Origin of the sequence: Polaribacter sp. ALD11 (assembly GCF_002831685.1) — a bacterium.
Taxonomy (GTDB): Bacteria; Bacteroidota; Bacteroidia; order Flavobacteriales; family Flavobacteriaceae; genus Polaribacter.
Window position 1 is genome coordinate 1249498 of record NZ_CP025119.1, and the last position, 17282, is coordinate 1266779.

Here is a 17282-nt window from a genome sequence, read left to right on the forward strand (position 1 = left end):
CTGGAATTCTTACTCAAGTTCTGAATTTAGCAAGTTTTCGGAATTGAACAAATTGTGGAATTTTTACTCTTGTGAAAAATTGGAGCAAAATTCCAAAGTAAAAAACTTAAGCACTTTTATAAAGAAAAATTTAGAACTGTATCTTATAAAAAAAGGAAAAAAAATTAAGAAGAAGTAGAAAATTATAGAAAAATTAAGCGGAAATTAAAACACGCATTTGCCAACACCGTTTATAAAAAATTGCTAAATTAGTGCTTAACTAAAAGTTCGTTGCGGTTTTATGTACTTCTGATTTTCCGTTGGAAAATCCTCGCACACAAAACCGCAACTTTCCATAAACAAACTCGTTACCCAAAATTGATGAAGTGAAAATTTATGATCACATTACACACACCAATAATACAGTCTCCTTTATTTATTTTTCTATTGACAATAATATCTGGTGCAATAGGTTTTTACATTAAATATCTTATTGACAGAAAAAAATCTAAACTCTTAAAAATCCTACTTGTTGATTTAAGTATTTCAAGAGCTTGTGTGAAAACAATGAACCCTCTTGGTTACCTACCTCCAACAATTAGTGCTAAATTGGAAAACCTATCTCAAACTGACATAATAATCAAAGGAATAATACTTCAAAATAAAAAACAGCTAGACATTTTTCCAGCGGAATTAATTAATAAAAGTGGTTCTTCTAATATCAAACAATATGAAATAAGTTCTTTTTGGCACGAATGTCAAATGCGAAACCTAATTAAGGACAATTCAGGAATAACTAAACAACATTTGAGAACAATTCAAACTCCTGGAGAATTTTTTAAAATTCTTCATTGGTACTTTTATCATTCGAATAAAATTACAACGAAGTGGAAAGATTTTGACAAAAAAACATCTGGATTGATTATAAAAGTTCTCACAAACATTGGTGATTATGAAAGAAAAATTAAAAAGAAAGAGCTTAAAAATTTCAAAAAAGTATTGTTAATTGAATTTGAAAAACAGAAATCGAAATAAAAACTTTGGGTAACACCGTATAAAAAAAATTGCTAAATTAGTGCTTAACTAAAGGTAGTTGCATTTTTGCCAACTTCTGAATTTCCTTCGGAAATTCCTCGCTGACAAAACCGCAACTTTTCTTATACAACAACGTTACCTGCAAGCTGAAAAGCCAACGCGCAGTCAAGCACATTTTATTTTTTTCGTGCCTCAAAAAACAAAAAGAGCTTGCCTTTTCCCACCACTCACTCATTTATGTTTTGATCCCCTATAAAACACTTGAAATTAAAATATTTTTATATATTTGCTAAATATTAGCAAGTTTAAAAATAGCAAGTTAGAATAATGGCAACATTTGGTGAGTTTTTAAGGTCTGAAAGAGATAAAAAAGGTTTAAATCAAAGTGATTTTGGACAAGAAGTCGGTGTTATAATGACTGATCTAAGTAAAATAGAAAACGGACGGAAAAAATTCCCTTATTCTAATTTCCAAAAACTTGCTGTTTTTTTAAATAAAGACATTGAAAAATTAAAAAATTTATACGTAGCAGATATTTTAGTTGAAGAAGCACATAAATACAATTGTTCAGATTCTGTTTTTTCAGTTGCTGAATCCCAATCAAAGTATTTAAGAAACAAGAATGTAAAACAAGGTGAATTAGAATTGTAAAATGGCAAAAAAAAGAAAAAACGAATCCAAAGTTGATATTGACCTATTCAACTATTTGTCAAATACCAAGAACTATTATAATTCTTGGGAGACAAAAAAAACGTCTAATTCATACATTCAGACTGTTTTAGATAAAGCCAGTAAAGCAGGAACAGGTTTTCGTGGTGAACCAGACTTAATTTATGTAAATGAGAATAAAAAAATATTAATTCTAATTGAAAATAAAGATTCTATTGGAGACCACGAATCTAAAAAAAGAAATAAGCCCAAAGATTTTGCTGTTGATGGTGCGCTTCATTACACTTCATTTTTCCTTAAAGAAAACCTTATTAAAATTGACACTACATTAGAGAAACATTTTAAAGATTGGTCTATAATTGGAATTGCATTTTCTGGTGATATAAATGATGAGTACAATCATTTAATTACAACTTTCATAATTTCTGAGAATGAGTTAAAGGATATTGACACCAAAGAAATTCTTGACGAAGAAGATTATTTAGCTTTTTTTGAGAATATTGACATTGAAAGTATTTCAAAAAACATCTCGAAATCCTCAAGTGAAATCAATAGAATTCTTAGAACATTAGACTCCCAAAAAAGACCTATTCTTTTAAGTGCGTTAATGATTTGTCTTTATGATAAAGATAATGTTTCGAATGATTTTAAAAGAAGTTATAGTAATTGGTCAACTGCAAATATCATTCGAAATATTCCGACTACTATACTTGACATTCTTACTAATGAAAGTATAGATGCTGATAAGATAAATATCCTTATAAATGAACTTGCATTTATTACAACAGATAATGATTTAAACTCTTCTGATATATTAAAAGATATTCTAAAAGAACTAGAAAACAATGTAATTCCTTTATTCAACAAAAAAACAAACTATGATATAATCGGAAAATTTTATGAGGAGTTTTTGAGATATGCAGGAGTAGCCAATGTTAAAAAAGGAATTGTTTTAACACCAAATCATATTACAAAACTATTTACAGACCTCGTAGATTTTCGAACGAATGATGTAATATTTGATACATGCTGTGGAACAGGTGCATTTCTTATATCTGGAATGAATAAATTGGTTAAAGAAATTGAGAACTCTAACCTTACCAATAAGACAGCAAGGATTGAAAGCTTAAAACAAAATCAATTAGTTGGCTTTGAAAATAGTAGTACAATGTATTCTCTTGCTATTTCCAATATGCTATTTAGAGGTGATGGAAAGTCAAGAATATATCACGTTGACGCCTTTTCAGAAAAGGCAACTGATATTCTTAAAAACTTAAAGAAAGAAGGGATTATACCAACAATTGGTTTTATAAACCCACCATATGGGGGAAAAGATAATAATACAAATCCAACTAAAAAAGAAATTCAATTTCTTGAATCATTATTAGACAACGTAAGTCGATTTGGAGTAATCATAGCACCTCTTTCAACATATTTTAAAGATGATGTTATTCGTAATAGAATATTATCGAAACATACTTTAAAATATGTCATTAATATGCCTGGAGAATTATTTCAACCAAATGCTTCAACACATACAGCTGTTGCAGTTTTTGAAACTAATTTCCCTCACAATAACAAGGAAGTTGTATTCTATAATTTAGAAGATGATGGTTTTATACTTTCTAAAAATAGAGGAAGAACAGATGTACTTAATAAATGGACCCCTATAAAAAAGGAAGTACTCAATAAAATTGATAATGCTAAATCTCTTGAAGATAACTTAACATTAGTTCAAACTAAAATTTCTTCAAATGATGAATGGATTATTCAAGCTCATTCGAAAACAGATTATCACCATTTGAGTGAAAAATCATTTATAAAAAGTATCAAGCAGTATTTAATATTTTCTTTAAAATTCAAGCTAAATCTGCTAACCAAAGATATTGATGAAATCACTTTACTTGAACTTTTAGATGATAGTATTAAACGAGAACCTGAAATTCTGAAATCGTCATTAAAATTTGAATTTGAAACTTGGAAAGAATTTAATTTCTATGATGTTTTAAAATTTCAAAGAGGTAAAAGGTTAACCAAACTAGACCAAAATGATGGAGATATAGCGTACATTTCTTCTACAAAAGAAAATAATGGTATTGATAATTATATTTCGCCACCAGATTATATGAAAATCTACAATAATGCTATGACAATTAACAATAGCGGAAGCGTTGGATATGTGTTTTATCACAACTATGATTTTGTAGCTTCTGACCATTGTACAGTTCTTTCAATTCTTGATAAAAAAATTGAATTAAATGAATACATAGCTATTTTCCTAAAACCAGTTATTGAATCTATTAAACCTAAATATAACTTTGCCAGAGAAATTAGTGATTATAGATTGAACAAGGAAAAAATATCTTTACCCATTGACAAAAAAGGAAAACCAAATTGGAAATATATGGAAGACTATATAAAATCATTGCCTTATTCATCTTCATTGTAATTCCAACGCAAGGTTCAAGCACATTTATTTTTTGCCAACGCTAAAAGAAAACCAACGAACAAAAAAATAAAAGAGCTTAAACCGCCAACGCTAGCAAGTTTGTGGAAAAAAAGCCAGCAGGTAACAATGTATATAAAAAATAGGGTGATTAGTGCTTAAACAAAAGCTTGTGCTTATTTATAAAGTCCGCCATATTTTTAATTTGTATTTTAAAAAACGAAAAGATAAAAATAAAATGAAAAATATGGCTAAGTGCAAAACCGAAAGTAAGTGCTTATCAACTGCCCTACTTTTCATATACTAAACGTTACCAAAAATAGCTCAATCACTCAAATCCTGAATTTAAAATAGCATTTAAAAGCTAAAAAAAAAGAATTTAAAATTGCGGAACACTCTCTGAAGATTGGAGAATTCTGAAAGAATTTTGTTTACATTTTTGAGAATTTAGAAAAATAAAAAGTAAAAACTGAGCAGTGTGGAATTGAGCAAAATGCGGAGTAAAATTATCTTTAAAACGAAAATTCAGAAAGGCTGAGAATTTCTTTAAAATAAAAAAAAAGTAAAAATTGTTGGCGGAATTAAGCACGTAAGAAAACACTCAAACGCTGAAAAACCAAAATTGCAGAATTGAGCAAAATGGGAATTAAAATATTGGCGGAATTTTCACTCGAACGCTGAATTTAGAAAATAATAAGAAAAATTGGAAAATAAAAAAACTACTTTTGGTAACACCGTGTATAAAAAATTGCTTATTTTTAGCTTAACCGAAGGCAGTTGCATTTTTACTCACTTCAATTTTCCTGCGGAAAATAGCCGTTCATAAAAATCGCAACTTTCCATAACACAACAACTTTACCAAAAATAGCTCAATCACTCAAATCCTGAATTTAAAATAGCATTTAAAAGCTAAAAAAAAGAATTTAAAATTGCGGAACACTCTCTGAAGATTGGAAAATTCTGAAAGAATTTTGTTTACATTTTTGAGAATTTAGAAAAATAAAAAGTAAAAACTGAGCAGTGTGGAATTGAGCAAAATGCGGAGTAAAATCTGTGTAAAATTATCTTTAAAACGAAAACTCAGAAAGGCTGAGAATTTCTTTAAAATCAAAAAAAAAAGTAAAAATTATTGGCGGAATTAAGCATGTAAGAAAACACTCAAACGCTGAAAAACCAAAATTGCGGAATTGAGCAAGATGTGGAATTAAAATATTGGCGGAATTTTCACTCGAACGCTGAATTTAGAAAATAATAAGAAAAATTGGAAAATAAAAAAACTACTTTTGGTAACACCGTGTATAAAAAATTGCTTATTTTTAGCTTAACCGAAGGCAGTTGCATTTTTACTCACTTCAATTTTCCTGCGGAAAATAGCCGTTCATAAAAATCGCAACTTTCCATAACACAACAACGTTGTGTTTCATACAAAAATTACGAGTTTGAAAAAATAATTTAGAAATTTAAATAAAATATGTAACTAATTCGTTACATTTGTGATATGAGAGAAATCGATATTACAGAAGAATGTTTGGACTTTATCGACAACCAAAATAAAAAGGTTGAACTAAAATTCTTCCAGCTAATTGAAGTTATTGGAGAAATAAAATTGTTAATTCTAATTTTCTAAAAAAATTACAATCAACAAAATTTTATGAATTACGTATAAAAGCAGGAAATGAATATCGAGTTGTAATCTTTGCTATCGACCATCTAAATTTTAATGAATCAACAAAAGCTGTCTGCTTATGTGGTTTTCAGAAAAAAGGAACTAAAGATTATAAAAAAGCTATCAAACAAGCAGAAAAAATATTAGAAAATTATCTAAAAGAAAAGTAATTATGGGAAAATCAATAAACGCAAAAGAATTAATAGCTAAACGATACGGAAAAGAAGGCTCTAAAGAACGTGAAGAATTTAGAGAAAATGCTTTTTCTTATTATTTTGGTGAAATAATAAAAAATAGAAGAAAAGAATTGCATATGACTCAAGATAATTTGGCTGAAAAAGTGGGGAAAAAAAGACCATATATCTCTCGAATTGAAAATGGAGAAGATATTCGATTATCTAACTTTGCACTTCTTGCCAATGCTTTAGGATTATCAATTAAATTAACAGCTGAATAAAAAGTACGAAAACACAACACCGTATATAATTTATTGCTAGTTCTAGCCTACTTACGAAAATCCTTAGGGATTTTCTATTCCGTTTTTATTTACTAAATTAGTTGCTTGAAACACGCAACAAACCATATACAAAAACGTTGGCAATAATTATGACCCGTCCTGAAATAAGGCTACATAATATTAAACATTATGTACAGAAATGACAAAGTAATTAGACGTTACAGTGAACCTTTTAAATTAAAAATATTAGCCGAACTTGCCATCGGAAAACACACAAAGAGCGAACTTTGTAAACTCTACTCTATTGCTCCTACAACAGTAAATGTGTGGATTAAAAAGTACAATCGTAAAGACTTAATGAATACCAGAGTAAAAGTGGAAACTAAAGACGAAATATCTAGAATTAAAGCACTTCAAAAAGAGGTTGAACAGCTTAAAAAACTACTCCTAAAAAAAGATCTCGATGCTATGGTAGAAGAATCCTATCTTGAAGTAGCTGCTGAAGATTTAGGATATAAATCTATCGCTGAACTAAAAAAAAAGTTAAGTATAAAGCCTTAATTAAAGCTAAAGAGAAATCTAAGGGATTTGCTTCTTTAAAAACTATAACCCATTGTTTTGGACATAAGCGTGACGCGTATTATAAATACAAATCTAGAGCTGATAAACGTTTAAAACTAGAACAACAGATTATTAACATCGTTAAAAAAAGACGCAAATCCCTTCCTAGAGAAGGTGTAAGAAAACTCGTGAAATCCTTAAATGTAGATTTTAATAAAGCTAATATTAAAGTTGGTAGAGATACTTTATTTTATGTGCTTAGAAAGCATAAAATGTTAACACTTAGAAGAAAAACAAGTGCTAGAACTACGAACTCTTATCATCGTTTTTATAAATATAACAACATCATAAAAGACCTGGAAGTTACTAGAAATAACCAAGTTTGGGTATCTGACATCACATACATTAGAACCGTAAAAGGGTTTTGCTATTTGGCTTTAATAACTGATATGCATTCTAGAAAAATAGTAGGTTACGACCTAAGTGATAGTTTGGAGTTAAAAGGATGTCTAAGAGCTCTTAATAAGGCTATTTATCAAGCTAAAAACATTAAACAACTTATTCATCATTCAGACAGAGGAATACAGTATTGTAGTAATCTATACACACAAATACTCAAAAGAAAAAAGATAGAGATTAGTATGACCGAAGAAAATCATTGTTACGAAAACGCAATGGCAGAAAGAGTAAATGGAATTTTAAAAGATGAATTTTATCTCGACCAAACCTTTGATAACGTGAGTCACGCAAAGAGAGCTGCAAAAAATGCAATTAATTTATACAACGAAATAAGATTACACTTATCTTTAGACTATAAAACACCTAATATGGTATATCAATTATCAGCCTAAATTCAATTTTAACCTGTAGCCATATTTCAGGACTAGACATTAAAAACGAAAATACGGCTGAATTTAAAAAGTCTTCTTTCAGCTTTGGCCTTAATTCTTTAAATTTTAGATTTGTTTGAAAATGTAGAAAATGAACTTAACTAAAAAAGGAGAAAATTTAAATAATAAAATTTTAATTGTAGAAAATTCTGAAAACGAAAATTTAAGAAATGAAAAATATCAAATATTTCACGATAAAATATACTACTTAATTTCAAGAAAAATAAAATTTACAGAAAATTTTTCAATAATAAAAGAAACAGAATTTAATAAGAAAAAAAGTGAGATTTCTGAATTAATTAAAGAATTTAATATTATCATATTTAATTATGGCGAAAACATTAAACATAGAGAAATAGAACATTTGTTTAAAGTGAAAATTCAAGAACAAGAAAAATGGAAAAGCAACAAATATTCAAGTTATATAAATTTAGAAAAAACAAAAATTATTGTAAATTCTAAAAAATTTGAAGATTTAGAAAATGACGACTTAAATGACTTAAAATTTGATTTGAGAGGATATATAAAAACAAAAGAAGTTGTTTATTATCAGTTTAGTTGCCCAAAATGCAATGAGTTTAATTTAATTATTCTTCATAATTCTGAACCAAAACCTAACAAATGCAAACATTGCACTAAATCTATATTTGACAGTCAAGGAAAAATAATAAACAATTTATTAATATTAAAAAATAACGAATTAAAAAATTATAAATGAATTACTCAAAAGAATTTGAAGAATTAATTGAAAACAGTATTAAAAAAAATCAATATGTTGGATTAGGAAATCCAAATGCTAAAATATTGTTTATAGGAAAAGAAGCTGGCGTTCCAATTGGAACAACAATTACTCACGGTAGCGCAAACTCTTGGAAAGAAAAAACAAATGATTACTCAAAGCGCTTTGTTCCAGTAGAGAAAAACGTAAGAAACCACAATCATACTTGGCAAAAGTATGAAAAAGTATATAATCAAATAATTGCCAAATTAGAAAAAACAAAACCCAAAAAAGAAGATTACGAAATAACATTTGTAGAAAATGTATTTACAACTGAATTAAGTAATTTAGTTGCACCAACTACAAATGAAGCTAAACAGCTTGATGGTTTTAAATTTGAATTAAAAAAAAGGAAAGAACATTTTTGGAAAAGTGAATTTATTCAAAAATTTCCAATAGTTTTAATAACTGCAACTGATAATAACTATATTGAAACCTACGAAGGAGAAGTCTGCGAATTATTTAATGTTGAATATGACAAAAAAATAGATTGTGCAAAATCAGATAAAATGTGGATTCATTATTCTAAAAGTAAAAATCCAAAATTAGTAATTCATACAAGACAATTGACAAATGGAGCTTCAAAAGAATTACTTGATCAAATTTCAGAAGTAATAGCTGATTTTATTAATGAAAATTCAATTAAAATTTAGAATCAAATAACTATTGCCAACACCGTATAAACTTTATTGCTTACTTATTGCTTACTTGGGAAAGTCCTCGCGGACTTTCTTGGTCAGTAATTATTTAGTGACTTTACTGCTAAACCAACGCAACAAAGCTTACACAAACACGTTGGCAAAAACTGGTTGAAAGTCGCCAGAAAAACATAAGTTATTTAAATAAAGGTTTTGCTTAAAATTTCTGATTCAAAATTCTTTAATATTATTACGTCGAAAAAATAAAAATTTAGAATATTGAAAACTCTCTCGCTCGTTAAAATTTGTAAAAAGGGGAAAGTATTAGAATTTTAATAACAAGAATTTACTCAAACGCTGAAAAAACAAAATTGCGGAATTTAGTAAAATACTGGAATTCTTACTCAAGTTCTGAATTTAGCAAGTTTGCGGAATTGAACAAATTGTGGAATTTTTACTCTTGTGAAAAATTGGAGCAAAATCCCAAAGTAAAAAATTAAACACTTTTAAAAGAAAAATTTAGAACTGTATCTTATAAAAAAAGGAAAATATTTTAAGAAGAAGTAGAAAATTATAGAAAAAATTAAGCGGAAATTAAAATACGCATTTGCCAACACCGTTTATAAAAAATTGCTAAATTAGTGCTTAACTAAAAGTTCGTTGCGTTTTTATGTACTTCTGATTTTCCGTTGGAAAATCCTCGCACACAAAACCGCAACTTTCCATAAACAAACTCGTTGCCAGTAATTTGAAGAATCGACAAAAATGAGAGAATACATTACAAAATTAAATGATAGAAACCTACAAAGAAAAAAAGCAACAGGAATAACAAATTATGTTTTATATTCTTTAATTATAATAATAATATTCAAAATTATTGATTTAATTGGAATAATAAATTTCAAAAACATAGAGACATATAACTTAACTAAACTTTGCTGGTATTCATTTTGTATTTCGTTGGCATTATACTTTATCTATTTTAGTTTTATAACTTCATTTAAAAACACTTCTTCTGTTAGAATTCTAAAAGTTTCGAAAAACAAAGAAACTTATTTCTTAAGCATTATCATATCTGGAATTTTTCTTTCAACAATAATTCCAGCAATTATAGTTCTTTGGAAAGACTACGAGTCAAATAGTTTTGTATATAATACACTTGAATATATTTTATTTACTTTAACTGGTTTTAATTTATTCTTCTTATTTATAGTTCTATTTTCAAAAAAAACGGATTTATATAAAGCTATAAATAAGACCGATGATAATGATATAATGTCAAAAGTTATTTTTTTAATTTCGCTTTTAGTAGTAGTAATTTCAATATATCTATTATCTAACTTAGACATTTCTGACAAAACTAATTTGGTACTTTTATGTTTATTAATATTTTCAATTATTGCTATTTCAGAAAAAATCACTGAAAGCTATAAGGAAGATATTTTTTCAAAAGATTTAGAAAATGTAGAATACGAAATTTATCTAAAAGACCTTTCAGATAATAAAATTAGAGAAATTCTTCAAAAAAAATATATGGGTTTTCTAATAAGTGACTGGATAAGGTTTAAGGAAGTAGAACTTGCATCCGAATTTAAACAATATGAAAAAGAAAGTTCTGAAATTAAATTACAAGAAAAAGAAATTGAAAACGTTGATAAAAAACAATATCCTATAGAATATGAAGGAAGGAAGAAAAAAATTAATGACTTAAAAGATGTTTTTGAAAATAAAAAGAAAACGTTTTTTGAAGATAACATAAATGAAATTAATGAAGTCCTGAAAAAAGATTCAAGTATAAAATCAGAAGACTTCAACAAATTGAAAGATTTAATAATTCAATTATCATCAAATAAAAGATAAAAACTACTGGCAACACCGTATATAATTTATTGCTGGCTTCTCGCCTACTTACGAAAGTCCTCGCGGACTTTCTTTGTCCGTAATTATTTACTAAATTAGTTGCTTGAAACACGCAACAAACCATATACAACAACGTTGTACACTATAAATGAAAAACCTACTTCTAATATTATTTTCAACTTTTACAATTTCATCTTGTACAAATAAAAAGACTGAAAAATTGACTAATGAAACTCTCGAGTTTTATAAATCAGAACCAAATCAAGTTTATAGGAAGTTAGTTAAGAAACCTGAATTTGACAGTGTATTTTATTACTATAAAAATGGAAATGTTTTCAAAAAAGGGAAAAGTAGAAAAAACGGAAAACCATTTGGAATTTGGAATTTATACTCAAAAAGCGGAGAATTACGAGAAATTAGAGAATGGTTTGTGATTAACAAACATTCAAGAATTAATAGAGTTTGGTTTCTGAATAAAAAAGGAGATACCATAAGTTGGAGAAATCAAGATTCAATTTTCAAACAGAAGGAATTTATCAATGATACTTTGGGAATTCGTTCTACAAATTATAATGTTATTCATTTTAGAAAAGACACTGTTGAATTTAATGAATCAATGAAAGCTATTGCTTATTTAGGTTCACCTATGATAAGTGAAAAGAATTCGCAATTAATGGTTATAATTGGACAGTCAAAAAATAATTTCAATGCTGACTTTTCAAATGAAACTGAAGTTAAATTAGATACTTTTTATAATTTAACAATAGATAAAGTAAATCAAAAATGGTTTAAAGATGTTGAACAAAAATATTTTACAACATTTGGTTACTATTTTGAAAGTTCAGGAGAAAAAACAATAAGAGGTTATATGCTTGAATATGCAAATGGGAATTTTGAAAATGGAATAGATAGTTTGACGTCAAAAACGTATTTTGAAAAAATAATATATGTGAAAGATTCTATAAAATAAAATTACAGTGTACAACACCGTGTAAAATTAATTGCTAGTTTTAGCTCACTTGGGAAATTCCTTCGGAATTTCGCCGTTCGTGTTTAATCTAGTAAATTAGTTGCTTGAAACACGCAACTAATCTTACACAACAACGTTGTAGTGCATTAAAACCAAACTTATAAAACTTATCTAGCGAATTTAAAAAGAAAGCTGTAAAACTATAAGAATCAAAATTTATTGATTAAACATTATTTCTTAGAACAGAATTTTAAAGTCTGAATAGTTGCTTGTTTTATTTATTTTTCGGAATTTTATGGATTATTTTCCTTTTGCTTAAATTCAGAACAAAATTCAAACACGTTGGCAAAATGGTTAAAGTCGCCAAACCTGAAGTTATTTAAAGAAGGTTTTTACTTAAAATTTGAAATTGAAAATTATTTAATCTTATTACGTCGAAAAACAAAATTTTAGAATATTGAAAAAAGTAGTCGCTCGTTAAAATTTGTAAAAATGGAAAGTATTAGAATTTTAATAACAAGAATTTACTCAAACGCTAAAAACCAAAATTGCGGAATTTAGTAAAATACTGGAATTCTTACTCAAGTTCTGAATTTAGTTGTTTGCGGAATTGAAAAATTGTGGGATTTTAACTCTTGTGAAAAATTGGAGCAAAATCCCAAAGTAAAAATTAAACACTTTTAAAGAAAAATTTAGAACTGTATCTTATAAAAAGGAAAATAATTTAAGAAGAAGTAGAAAATTATAGAAAAATTAAGTTGAAATTAAAATACGCATTTGCCAACACCGTTTATAAAAATTGATTTTCAAATTAGTGCTTAACTAAAAGTTCGTTGCGTTTTATAAATAAACTGATTTTCCGTTGGAAAATCCTCGCAATTACAAAACCGCAACTTTCATAAAAGTTCTGTTAGTTTTCATTGCTCAGAAAAAATGAGAATATTAAAGAAAAAAGAGAATTATCGAGAATATTTAAATAATTAAAATGAATAAATCATGAATTTATAAACTCGTGAAAAAATGTTGTTTTGCTTGAATCTAAAAAATAAACTTTAGAATTTTAAAGAAAAAGTTCAGAAAAAAATAAACAAATTGAAAATCTTTAAACTCGTGAAAAATCGCTGTTTTACGTAAATCCAAAAAAGAATGTTTAGAATTTTAAAGAAAAAGTTTAATGAAATATAACAAATTTTGAATTTTAAACTCGTAAAAAAACCTGTTTTACGTGAATCTAAAAAAGAATGTTTAGAATTTTAAAGAAAAAATAAAACATAAACAAATCTTGAATTTTAAATTCTTGAAAAACTTAGAAACGCAAAAAAAACGTGCTTATAAAAATGTTTCGCAACGAAAAACTAACAACGTATATAATTAATTGCTGGTTTTCGCCTACATACGAAAATCCCTTGGGGGATTTTCTATTCCGATTTTTTTTACTAAATTTAGTCCAGAATCACGCAACAAATCATATACAAATCCGTTACCCTTTATTAAAAAAAGACGAAAAGTTCGTATAATGAGAACATTTTATTTATATTTGCAACAGATAATAAAATATGAAGCGAATAATAGCAAAAAAAACTTTACGTGAATTTTGGGAAAAACATGCAGAATCTGAACAATATTTAAAAACTTGGTACGAAACTGCTAAAAATTCTAATTGGAACTCTCCAAATGAAGTTAAGGAAACTTATATTAATGCAAGTATTTTGAAAGATAGTAGAGTTGTTTTTAATATTAAAGGAAACTCATATCGACTTATTGTAAAATTCAACTATGTTAGACAATGGGCTTTTATTAGGTTTATTGGAACTCATGCTGAATATGACAAAATTAACGCTGACACTATTTAATAAAAACATCGAATTATGAACATTAAACCTATCAAAACAGAACAAGATTACGACAAAGCTATTGAAAGACTTGAGTTAATATTTGATGCAGATGCTAATTCAAAAAAAGGAGATGAAGCTGAAATATTATCTTTATTAATTGAAAATTATGAAAATAAACACTACGCTATTGAAGCTCCCGACCCAATTGAAGCTATCAAAATTAGAATGGAAGAAATGAATCTTAAGCAAAAAGATTTAATTGGAGTAATTGGTGGAAAAAGTAGAGTATCTGAAATATTAAATAAAAAGAAAAAACTAACAGTAGAAATGATACGAGAATTAGAACGTCTTTTAAACATATCTGCTTCTGTATTAGTAAATAATTATAACCTTTTACGAACTGAAAAATAACAAAGGGTAACACCGTATATAATTTATTGCTAGTACTCGCCTACTTACGAAAATCCTTAGGGATTTTCTATTCCGTTTTTATTTACTAAATTTAGTGCTTCAAAAACGCAACAAACCATATACAATAACGTTGGCAATAATTAAGATGAAAATTGCGGAATACAAGAAAAATGGAAAATAAAATATGAAAGTAGTACTTTATATTATACTCGGAATTGGAATAATAGTTATCGGATTTTTTGTCTGGTTTTTTGTTTTTTTTCTTCAAGTCCCTGAATTAAATATCCCTAAAAATTCAAGCGAAAAAGAAAAAATTGTTTTGATTGATAATTGGTTAGAAAAACTAAATTCTGAAAGAAAATTTAATGGCGGAATTCTAATAGCGAAAAATGGAAAGCCAACATTGGCAAAAACATATGGCTTCACTAATTCCAAAAAAACTGAAAAACTAAATATTAATTCGTCATTTCGACTTGCTTCAATATCAAAACAGTTTACTGCAATTGGAATAATGCTCTTAAAAGAAAAAGAACAGATTAATTACGACGATTTAGTTTCAAAATATATTTCAAATTTCCCGTATCATAATGTTACAATTAGAAACTTATTAAATCAAACTTCGGGAATATCTGATTCATATTTAGATTTAGCAGAAAAAGCTAAAGGTAAAATTGGAATTTTAACAAATGAAAAAGCAATTAACCTTATAATTGAGAATAAACCCAAAGCTAATTTTGAGCCAAACGACAAATACGAGTATTCAAATACAAACTACATAGCTTTAGCAAGGATAATTGAATTAGTTTCAAATCAATCTTTTGAGAACTTTATGACGAATAATATTTTCATTCCGCTAGGAATGAATGACACCAGAGTTTGGAATCTAATTTCAGAAGATAAAACGTTCAAAGGAAAAACTGATGGTTTTGAAAATTTAGCTGGAGAAATTCGAGAAATTAAACCTACATTTATAGATGGAGTCGCAGGCGATGGTGGCGTTTTTAGTAGTTTAAATGATTTTGTGATATGGGATAAGTTTTGGTACGAAAATAAACTCATTAATAGTGAAAATCTAAAAGAAGCTTTTAAAAGACCAATACTAAATAATGGAGAAAAATCAAATTATGGGTTTGGTTGGGTAATTATAAATGAAGATGTAGTTATGCACAATGGAGCCTGGTTAGCAGCGAATACTTATTTTATTAGAAATACTAAAAAGAAAACAAGTTTCGTGCTTTTAGACAATTCATCAAATTTATTTTTTGATAAGATAATTGGAAATATAAAATAACTATTGCCAACACCGTGTATAATTAATTGCTTGGTTTTAGCCAATTTACGAAAGTCCTGCCAGACTTTCTATCTGTGTTTTATTTGCTAACTTTAGTGCTTAAAACATGCAACTAATCATACACAACAACGTTACCAAAAATAGCTCAATCATTCAAATCCTGAATTTAAAATAGCATTTAAAATTGCGGAACACTCTCTGAAGATTGGAAAATTCTGAAAGAATTTTGTTTACATTTTTGAGAATTTAGAAAAATAAAAAGTAAAAACTGAGCAGTGTGGAATTGAGCAAAATGCGGAGTAAAATCTGTGTAAAATTATCTTTAAAACGAAAACTCAGAAAGGCTGAGAATTTCTTTAAAATCAAAAAAAAAAGTAAAAATTATTGGCGGAATTAAGCATGTAAGAAAACACTCAAACGCTGAAAAACCAAAATTGCGGAATTGAGCAAGATGTGGAATTAAAATATTGGCGGAATTTTCACTCTAACGCTGAATTTAGAAAATAATAAGAAAAATTGGAAAATAAAAAAACTACTTTTGGTAACACCGTGTATAAAAAATTGCTTATTTTTAGCTTAACCGAAGGCAGTTGCATTTTTACTCACTTCAATTTTCCTGCGGAAAATAGCCGTTCATAAAAATCGCAACTTTCCATAACACAACAACGTTGTATTTAACGGCGGAATTTCAGCCAGAAATTCCTAATTTGTATTTTGGAGTTCTAAAAAGTAAATTGACATAATTACACGCCGAAAAGAAATACTCAAAAACTAAAAATGAAAATATCTTCTCCTCCATTTTAAGAGAAAATTGTACCGTTAAAAATCATTTAAGACTAGTTTAGAAATAGAATGAAAAATTAAAGATTCATTTAAAGCGGGAAAAAAATCTGTGGAAAGAAAAGATTTTAACACAACGGCGGAAATCTGAAAATTGAATAAAACAGGAAAATTAAAGAATCATTTAAAAGTAAAATTTGAGCCGGAAAAAAACTGTGGAGAGAAAAGATTTTAGCACAACAGCGGAATTTAAAGCAGAAAAGGAAATAGGGAATTTGAGTATTGAAAGTGGAAAAAATATTGAGCTTTGAAGCGGGAAAAAAGAGCGGAATAAAATTTCAAGTAGAAAGATTATTTAGAACTCAAAACCGCTAAATACAACACCGTATATAAATTATTGCTGGTGATTTACAAACTTACGAAAATCCTTGGCGGATTTTCTATTCCGTTTTTATTTACTAAATTAGTTGCTCGAAATACGCAACAAATCATATACCAAACGTTGCCAAAAATTGTCCAGATCACTCAAATTCCTGAAAAAATTAGCGAATAAAACTCTTGAATTTTAAATGTTAGAGACTCTCTCAATGTTGGAAAGTTGAGAAAGTTGGAGAAAAATGAAAAAAGCATTACGGAATTGAGCAAAATGCGGAATAAAAACTTTGCGGAATTATCTCACAAGTGTAAAATTTTGAAAGACTGAGAATTTTCTGAGAATCAAACAATATTTAAAATTGTTTGCGGAATTAAACACGTGAGAAAACACTCAAACGCTGAAAAACCAAAATAGCGGAATTTAACAATTGTAGAATTAAAAATAGTGGCGGAATTTTCACTCGAACGCTAAATCTCGAAAATAATAAGCAAATTCGGAAAAATAAAAAAACAACTTTAGGCAACAACGTGTATAAAAAATTGCTTATTTTTAGCTTGTAAAAAGTTAGTTCCATTTTTATGCACTTCAATTTTCCTACGGAAAATAGCCGTGCATAAAAATCGCAACTTTCCATAACACA

14 protein-coding genes are annotated in these 17282 nt (G+C 27.5%); all 14 read left to right on the top strand.

What is annotated here, in order from left to right:
- The first annotated feature begins 375 nt into the window (after positions 1-375).
- The 14 genes from CW731_RS05605 to CW731_RS05675 all read left to right on the top strand — a co-directional run bounded on the left by CW731_RS05605 (position 376) and on the right by CW731_RS05675 (position 15486).
- Positions 376-1014, top strand: a complete 639-nt coding sequence (locus CW731_RS05605) for a hypothetical protein (protein ID WP_100945802.1) — start codon at positions 376-378, stop codon at positions 1012-1014.
- Positions 1015-1341: 327 nt separating this feature from the next.
- Positions 1342-1665 carry a helix-turn-helix domain-containing protein gene (locus CW731_RS05615; protein ID WP_100945804.1) on the top strand — a complete coding sequence of 108 codons (324 nt, stop codon included), beginning with the start codon at positions 1342-1344 and terminating at the stop codon, positions 1663-1665.
- 1 nt (position 1666) lies between these two features.
- Positions 1667-4132, top strand: a complete 2466-nt coding sequence (locus CW731_RS05620; protein WP_157812196.1) for an N-6 DNA methylase — start codon at positions 1667-1669, stop codon at positions 4130-4132.
- 1659 nt (positions 4133-5791) lie between these two features.
- Positions 5792-5965, top strand: coding sequence for a type II toxin-antitoxin system RelE/ParE family toxin (locus tag CW731_RS15765; RefSeq protein ID WP_232734749.1), 174 nt, complete (start codon positions 5792-5794; stop codon positions 5963-5965).
- A gap of 2 nt (positions 5966-5967) precedes the next feature.
- Positions 5968-6252 (top strand): helix-turn-helix domain-containing protein, encoded by a 285-nt coding sequence (locus CW731_RS05630; RefSeq protein WP_100945805.1) that lies wholly within the window; start codon positions 5968-5970, stop codon positions 6250-6252.
- A gap of 189 nt (positions 6253-6441) precedes the next feature.
- Positions 6442-6813 carry a transposase gene (locus CW731_RS05635; protein WP_100945806.1) on the top strand — a complete coding sequence of 124 codons (372 nt, stop codon included), beginning with the start codon at positions 6442-6444 and terminating at the stop codon, positions 6811-6813.
- Positions 6813-7664, top strand: coding sequence for an IS3 family transposase (locus CW731_RS05640; RefSeq protein WP_157812245.1), 852 nt, complete (start codon positions 6813-6815; stop codon positions 7662-7664). Before CW731_RS05635 ends, CW731_RS05640 begins: the two co-directional genes overlap by 1 nt.
- A 130-nt stretch (positions 7665-7794) precedes the next feature.
- Positions 7795-8421, top strand: a complete 627-nt coding sequence (locus tag CW731_RS05645; protein ID WP_100945808.1) for a hypothetical protein — start codon at positions 7795-7797, stop codon at positions 8419-8421.
- Complete coding sequence (locus CW731_RS05650) at positions 8418-9134, top strand: hypothetical protein (protein ID WP_100945809.1); 717 nt, start codon at positions 8418-8420, stop codon at positions 9132-9134. The genes CW731_RS05645 and CW731_RS05650 overlap by 4 nt, the downstream gene beginning before the upstream one ends.
- 750 nt (positions 9135-9884) lie before the next feature.
- The gene (locus CW731_RS05655) at positions 9885-10979 is read left to right on the top strand and encodes a hypothetical protein (protein WP_100945810.1); all 1095 of its coding nucleotides are present in this window, start codon (positions 9885-9887) and stop codon (positions 10977-10979) included.
- Positions 10980-11127: 148 nt separating this feature from the next.
- Positions 11128-11949: a hypothetical protein gene (locus tag CW731_RS05660; protein WP_100945811.1), complete on the top strand. Its 822-nt coding sequence runs from the start codon at positions 11128-11130 to the stop codon at positions 11947-11949.
- Positions 11950-13505: 1556 nt separating this feature from the next.
- On the top strand, positions 13506-13802 hold the full coding sequence (locus CW731_RS05665) for a type II toxin-antitoxin system HigB family toxin (protein WP_058885311.1): 297 nt from the start codon (positions 13506-13508) through the stop codon (positions 13800-13802).
- Positions 13803-13817: 15 nt separating this feature from the next.
- Positions 13818-14195, top strand: coding sequence for a type II toxin-antitoxin system HigA family antitoxin (locus CW731_RS05670; RefSeq protein WP_100945812.1), 378 nt, complete (start codon positions 13818-13820; stop codon positions 14193-14195).
- A gap of 184 nt (positions 14196-14379) precedes the next feature.
- Positions 14380-15486, top strand: coding sequence for a serine hydrolase (locus CW731_RS05675; protein WP_100945813.1), 1107 nt, complete (start codon positions 14380-14382; stop codon positions 15484-15486).
- Positions 15487-17282 lie beyond the last annotated feature (1796 nt).

Bases quoted from the DNA above. Each gene is read 5' to 3' on its own strand.
- CW731_RS05605 (WP_100945802.1), top strand. From the start codon at position 376: ATGATCACATTACACACACCAATAATACAGTCTCCTTTATTTATTTTT.
- CW731_RS05615 (WP_100945804.1), top strand. From the start codon at position 1,342: ATGGCAACATTTGGTGAGTTTTTAAGGTCTGAAAGAGATAAAAAAGGT.
- CW731_RS05620 (WP_157812196.1), top strand. From the start codon at position 1,667: ATGGCAAAAAAAAGAAAAAACGAATCCAAAGTTGATATTGACCTATTC.
- CW731_RS05630 (WP_100945805.1), top strand. From the start codon at position 5,968: ATGGGAAAATCAATAAACGCAAAAGAATTAATAGCTAAACGATACGGA.
- CW731_RS05635 (WP_100945806.1), top strand. From the start codon at position 6,442: ATGTACAGAAATGACAAAGTAATTAGACGTTACAGTGAACCTTTTAAA.
- CW731_RS05645 (WP_100945808.1), top strand. From the start codon at position 7,795: ATGAACTTAACTAAAAAAGGAGAAAATTTAAATAATAAAATTTTAATT.
- CW731_RS05650 (WP_100945809.1), top strand. From the start codon at position 8,418: ATGAATTACTCAAAAGAATTTGAAGAATTAATTGAAAACAGTATTAAA.
- CW731_RS05655 (WP_100945810.1), top strand. From the start codon at position 9,885: ATGAGAGAATACATTACAAAATTAAATGATAGAAACCTACAAAGAAAA.
- CW731_RS05660 (WP_100945811.1), top strand. From the start codon at position 11,128: ATGAAAAACCTACTTCTAATATTATTTTCAACTTTTACAATTTCATCT.
- CW731_RS05665 (WP_058885311.1), top strand. From the start codon at position 13,506: ATGAAGCGAATAATAGCAAAAAAAACTTTACGTGAATTTTGGGAAAAA.
- CW731_RS05670 (WP_100945812.1), top strand. From the start codon at position 13,818: ATGAACATTAAACCTATCAAAACAGAACAAGATTACGACAAAGCTATT.
- CW731_RS05675 (WP_100945813.1), top strand. From the start codon at position 14,380: ATGAAAGTAGTACTTTATATTATACTCGGAATTGGAATAATAGTTATC.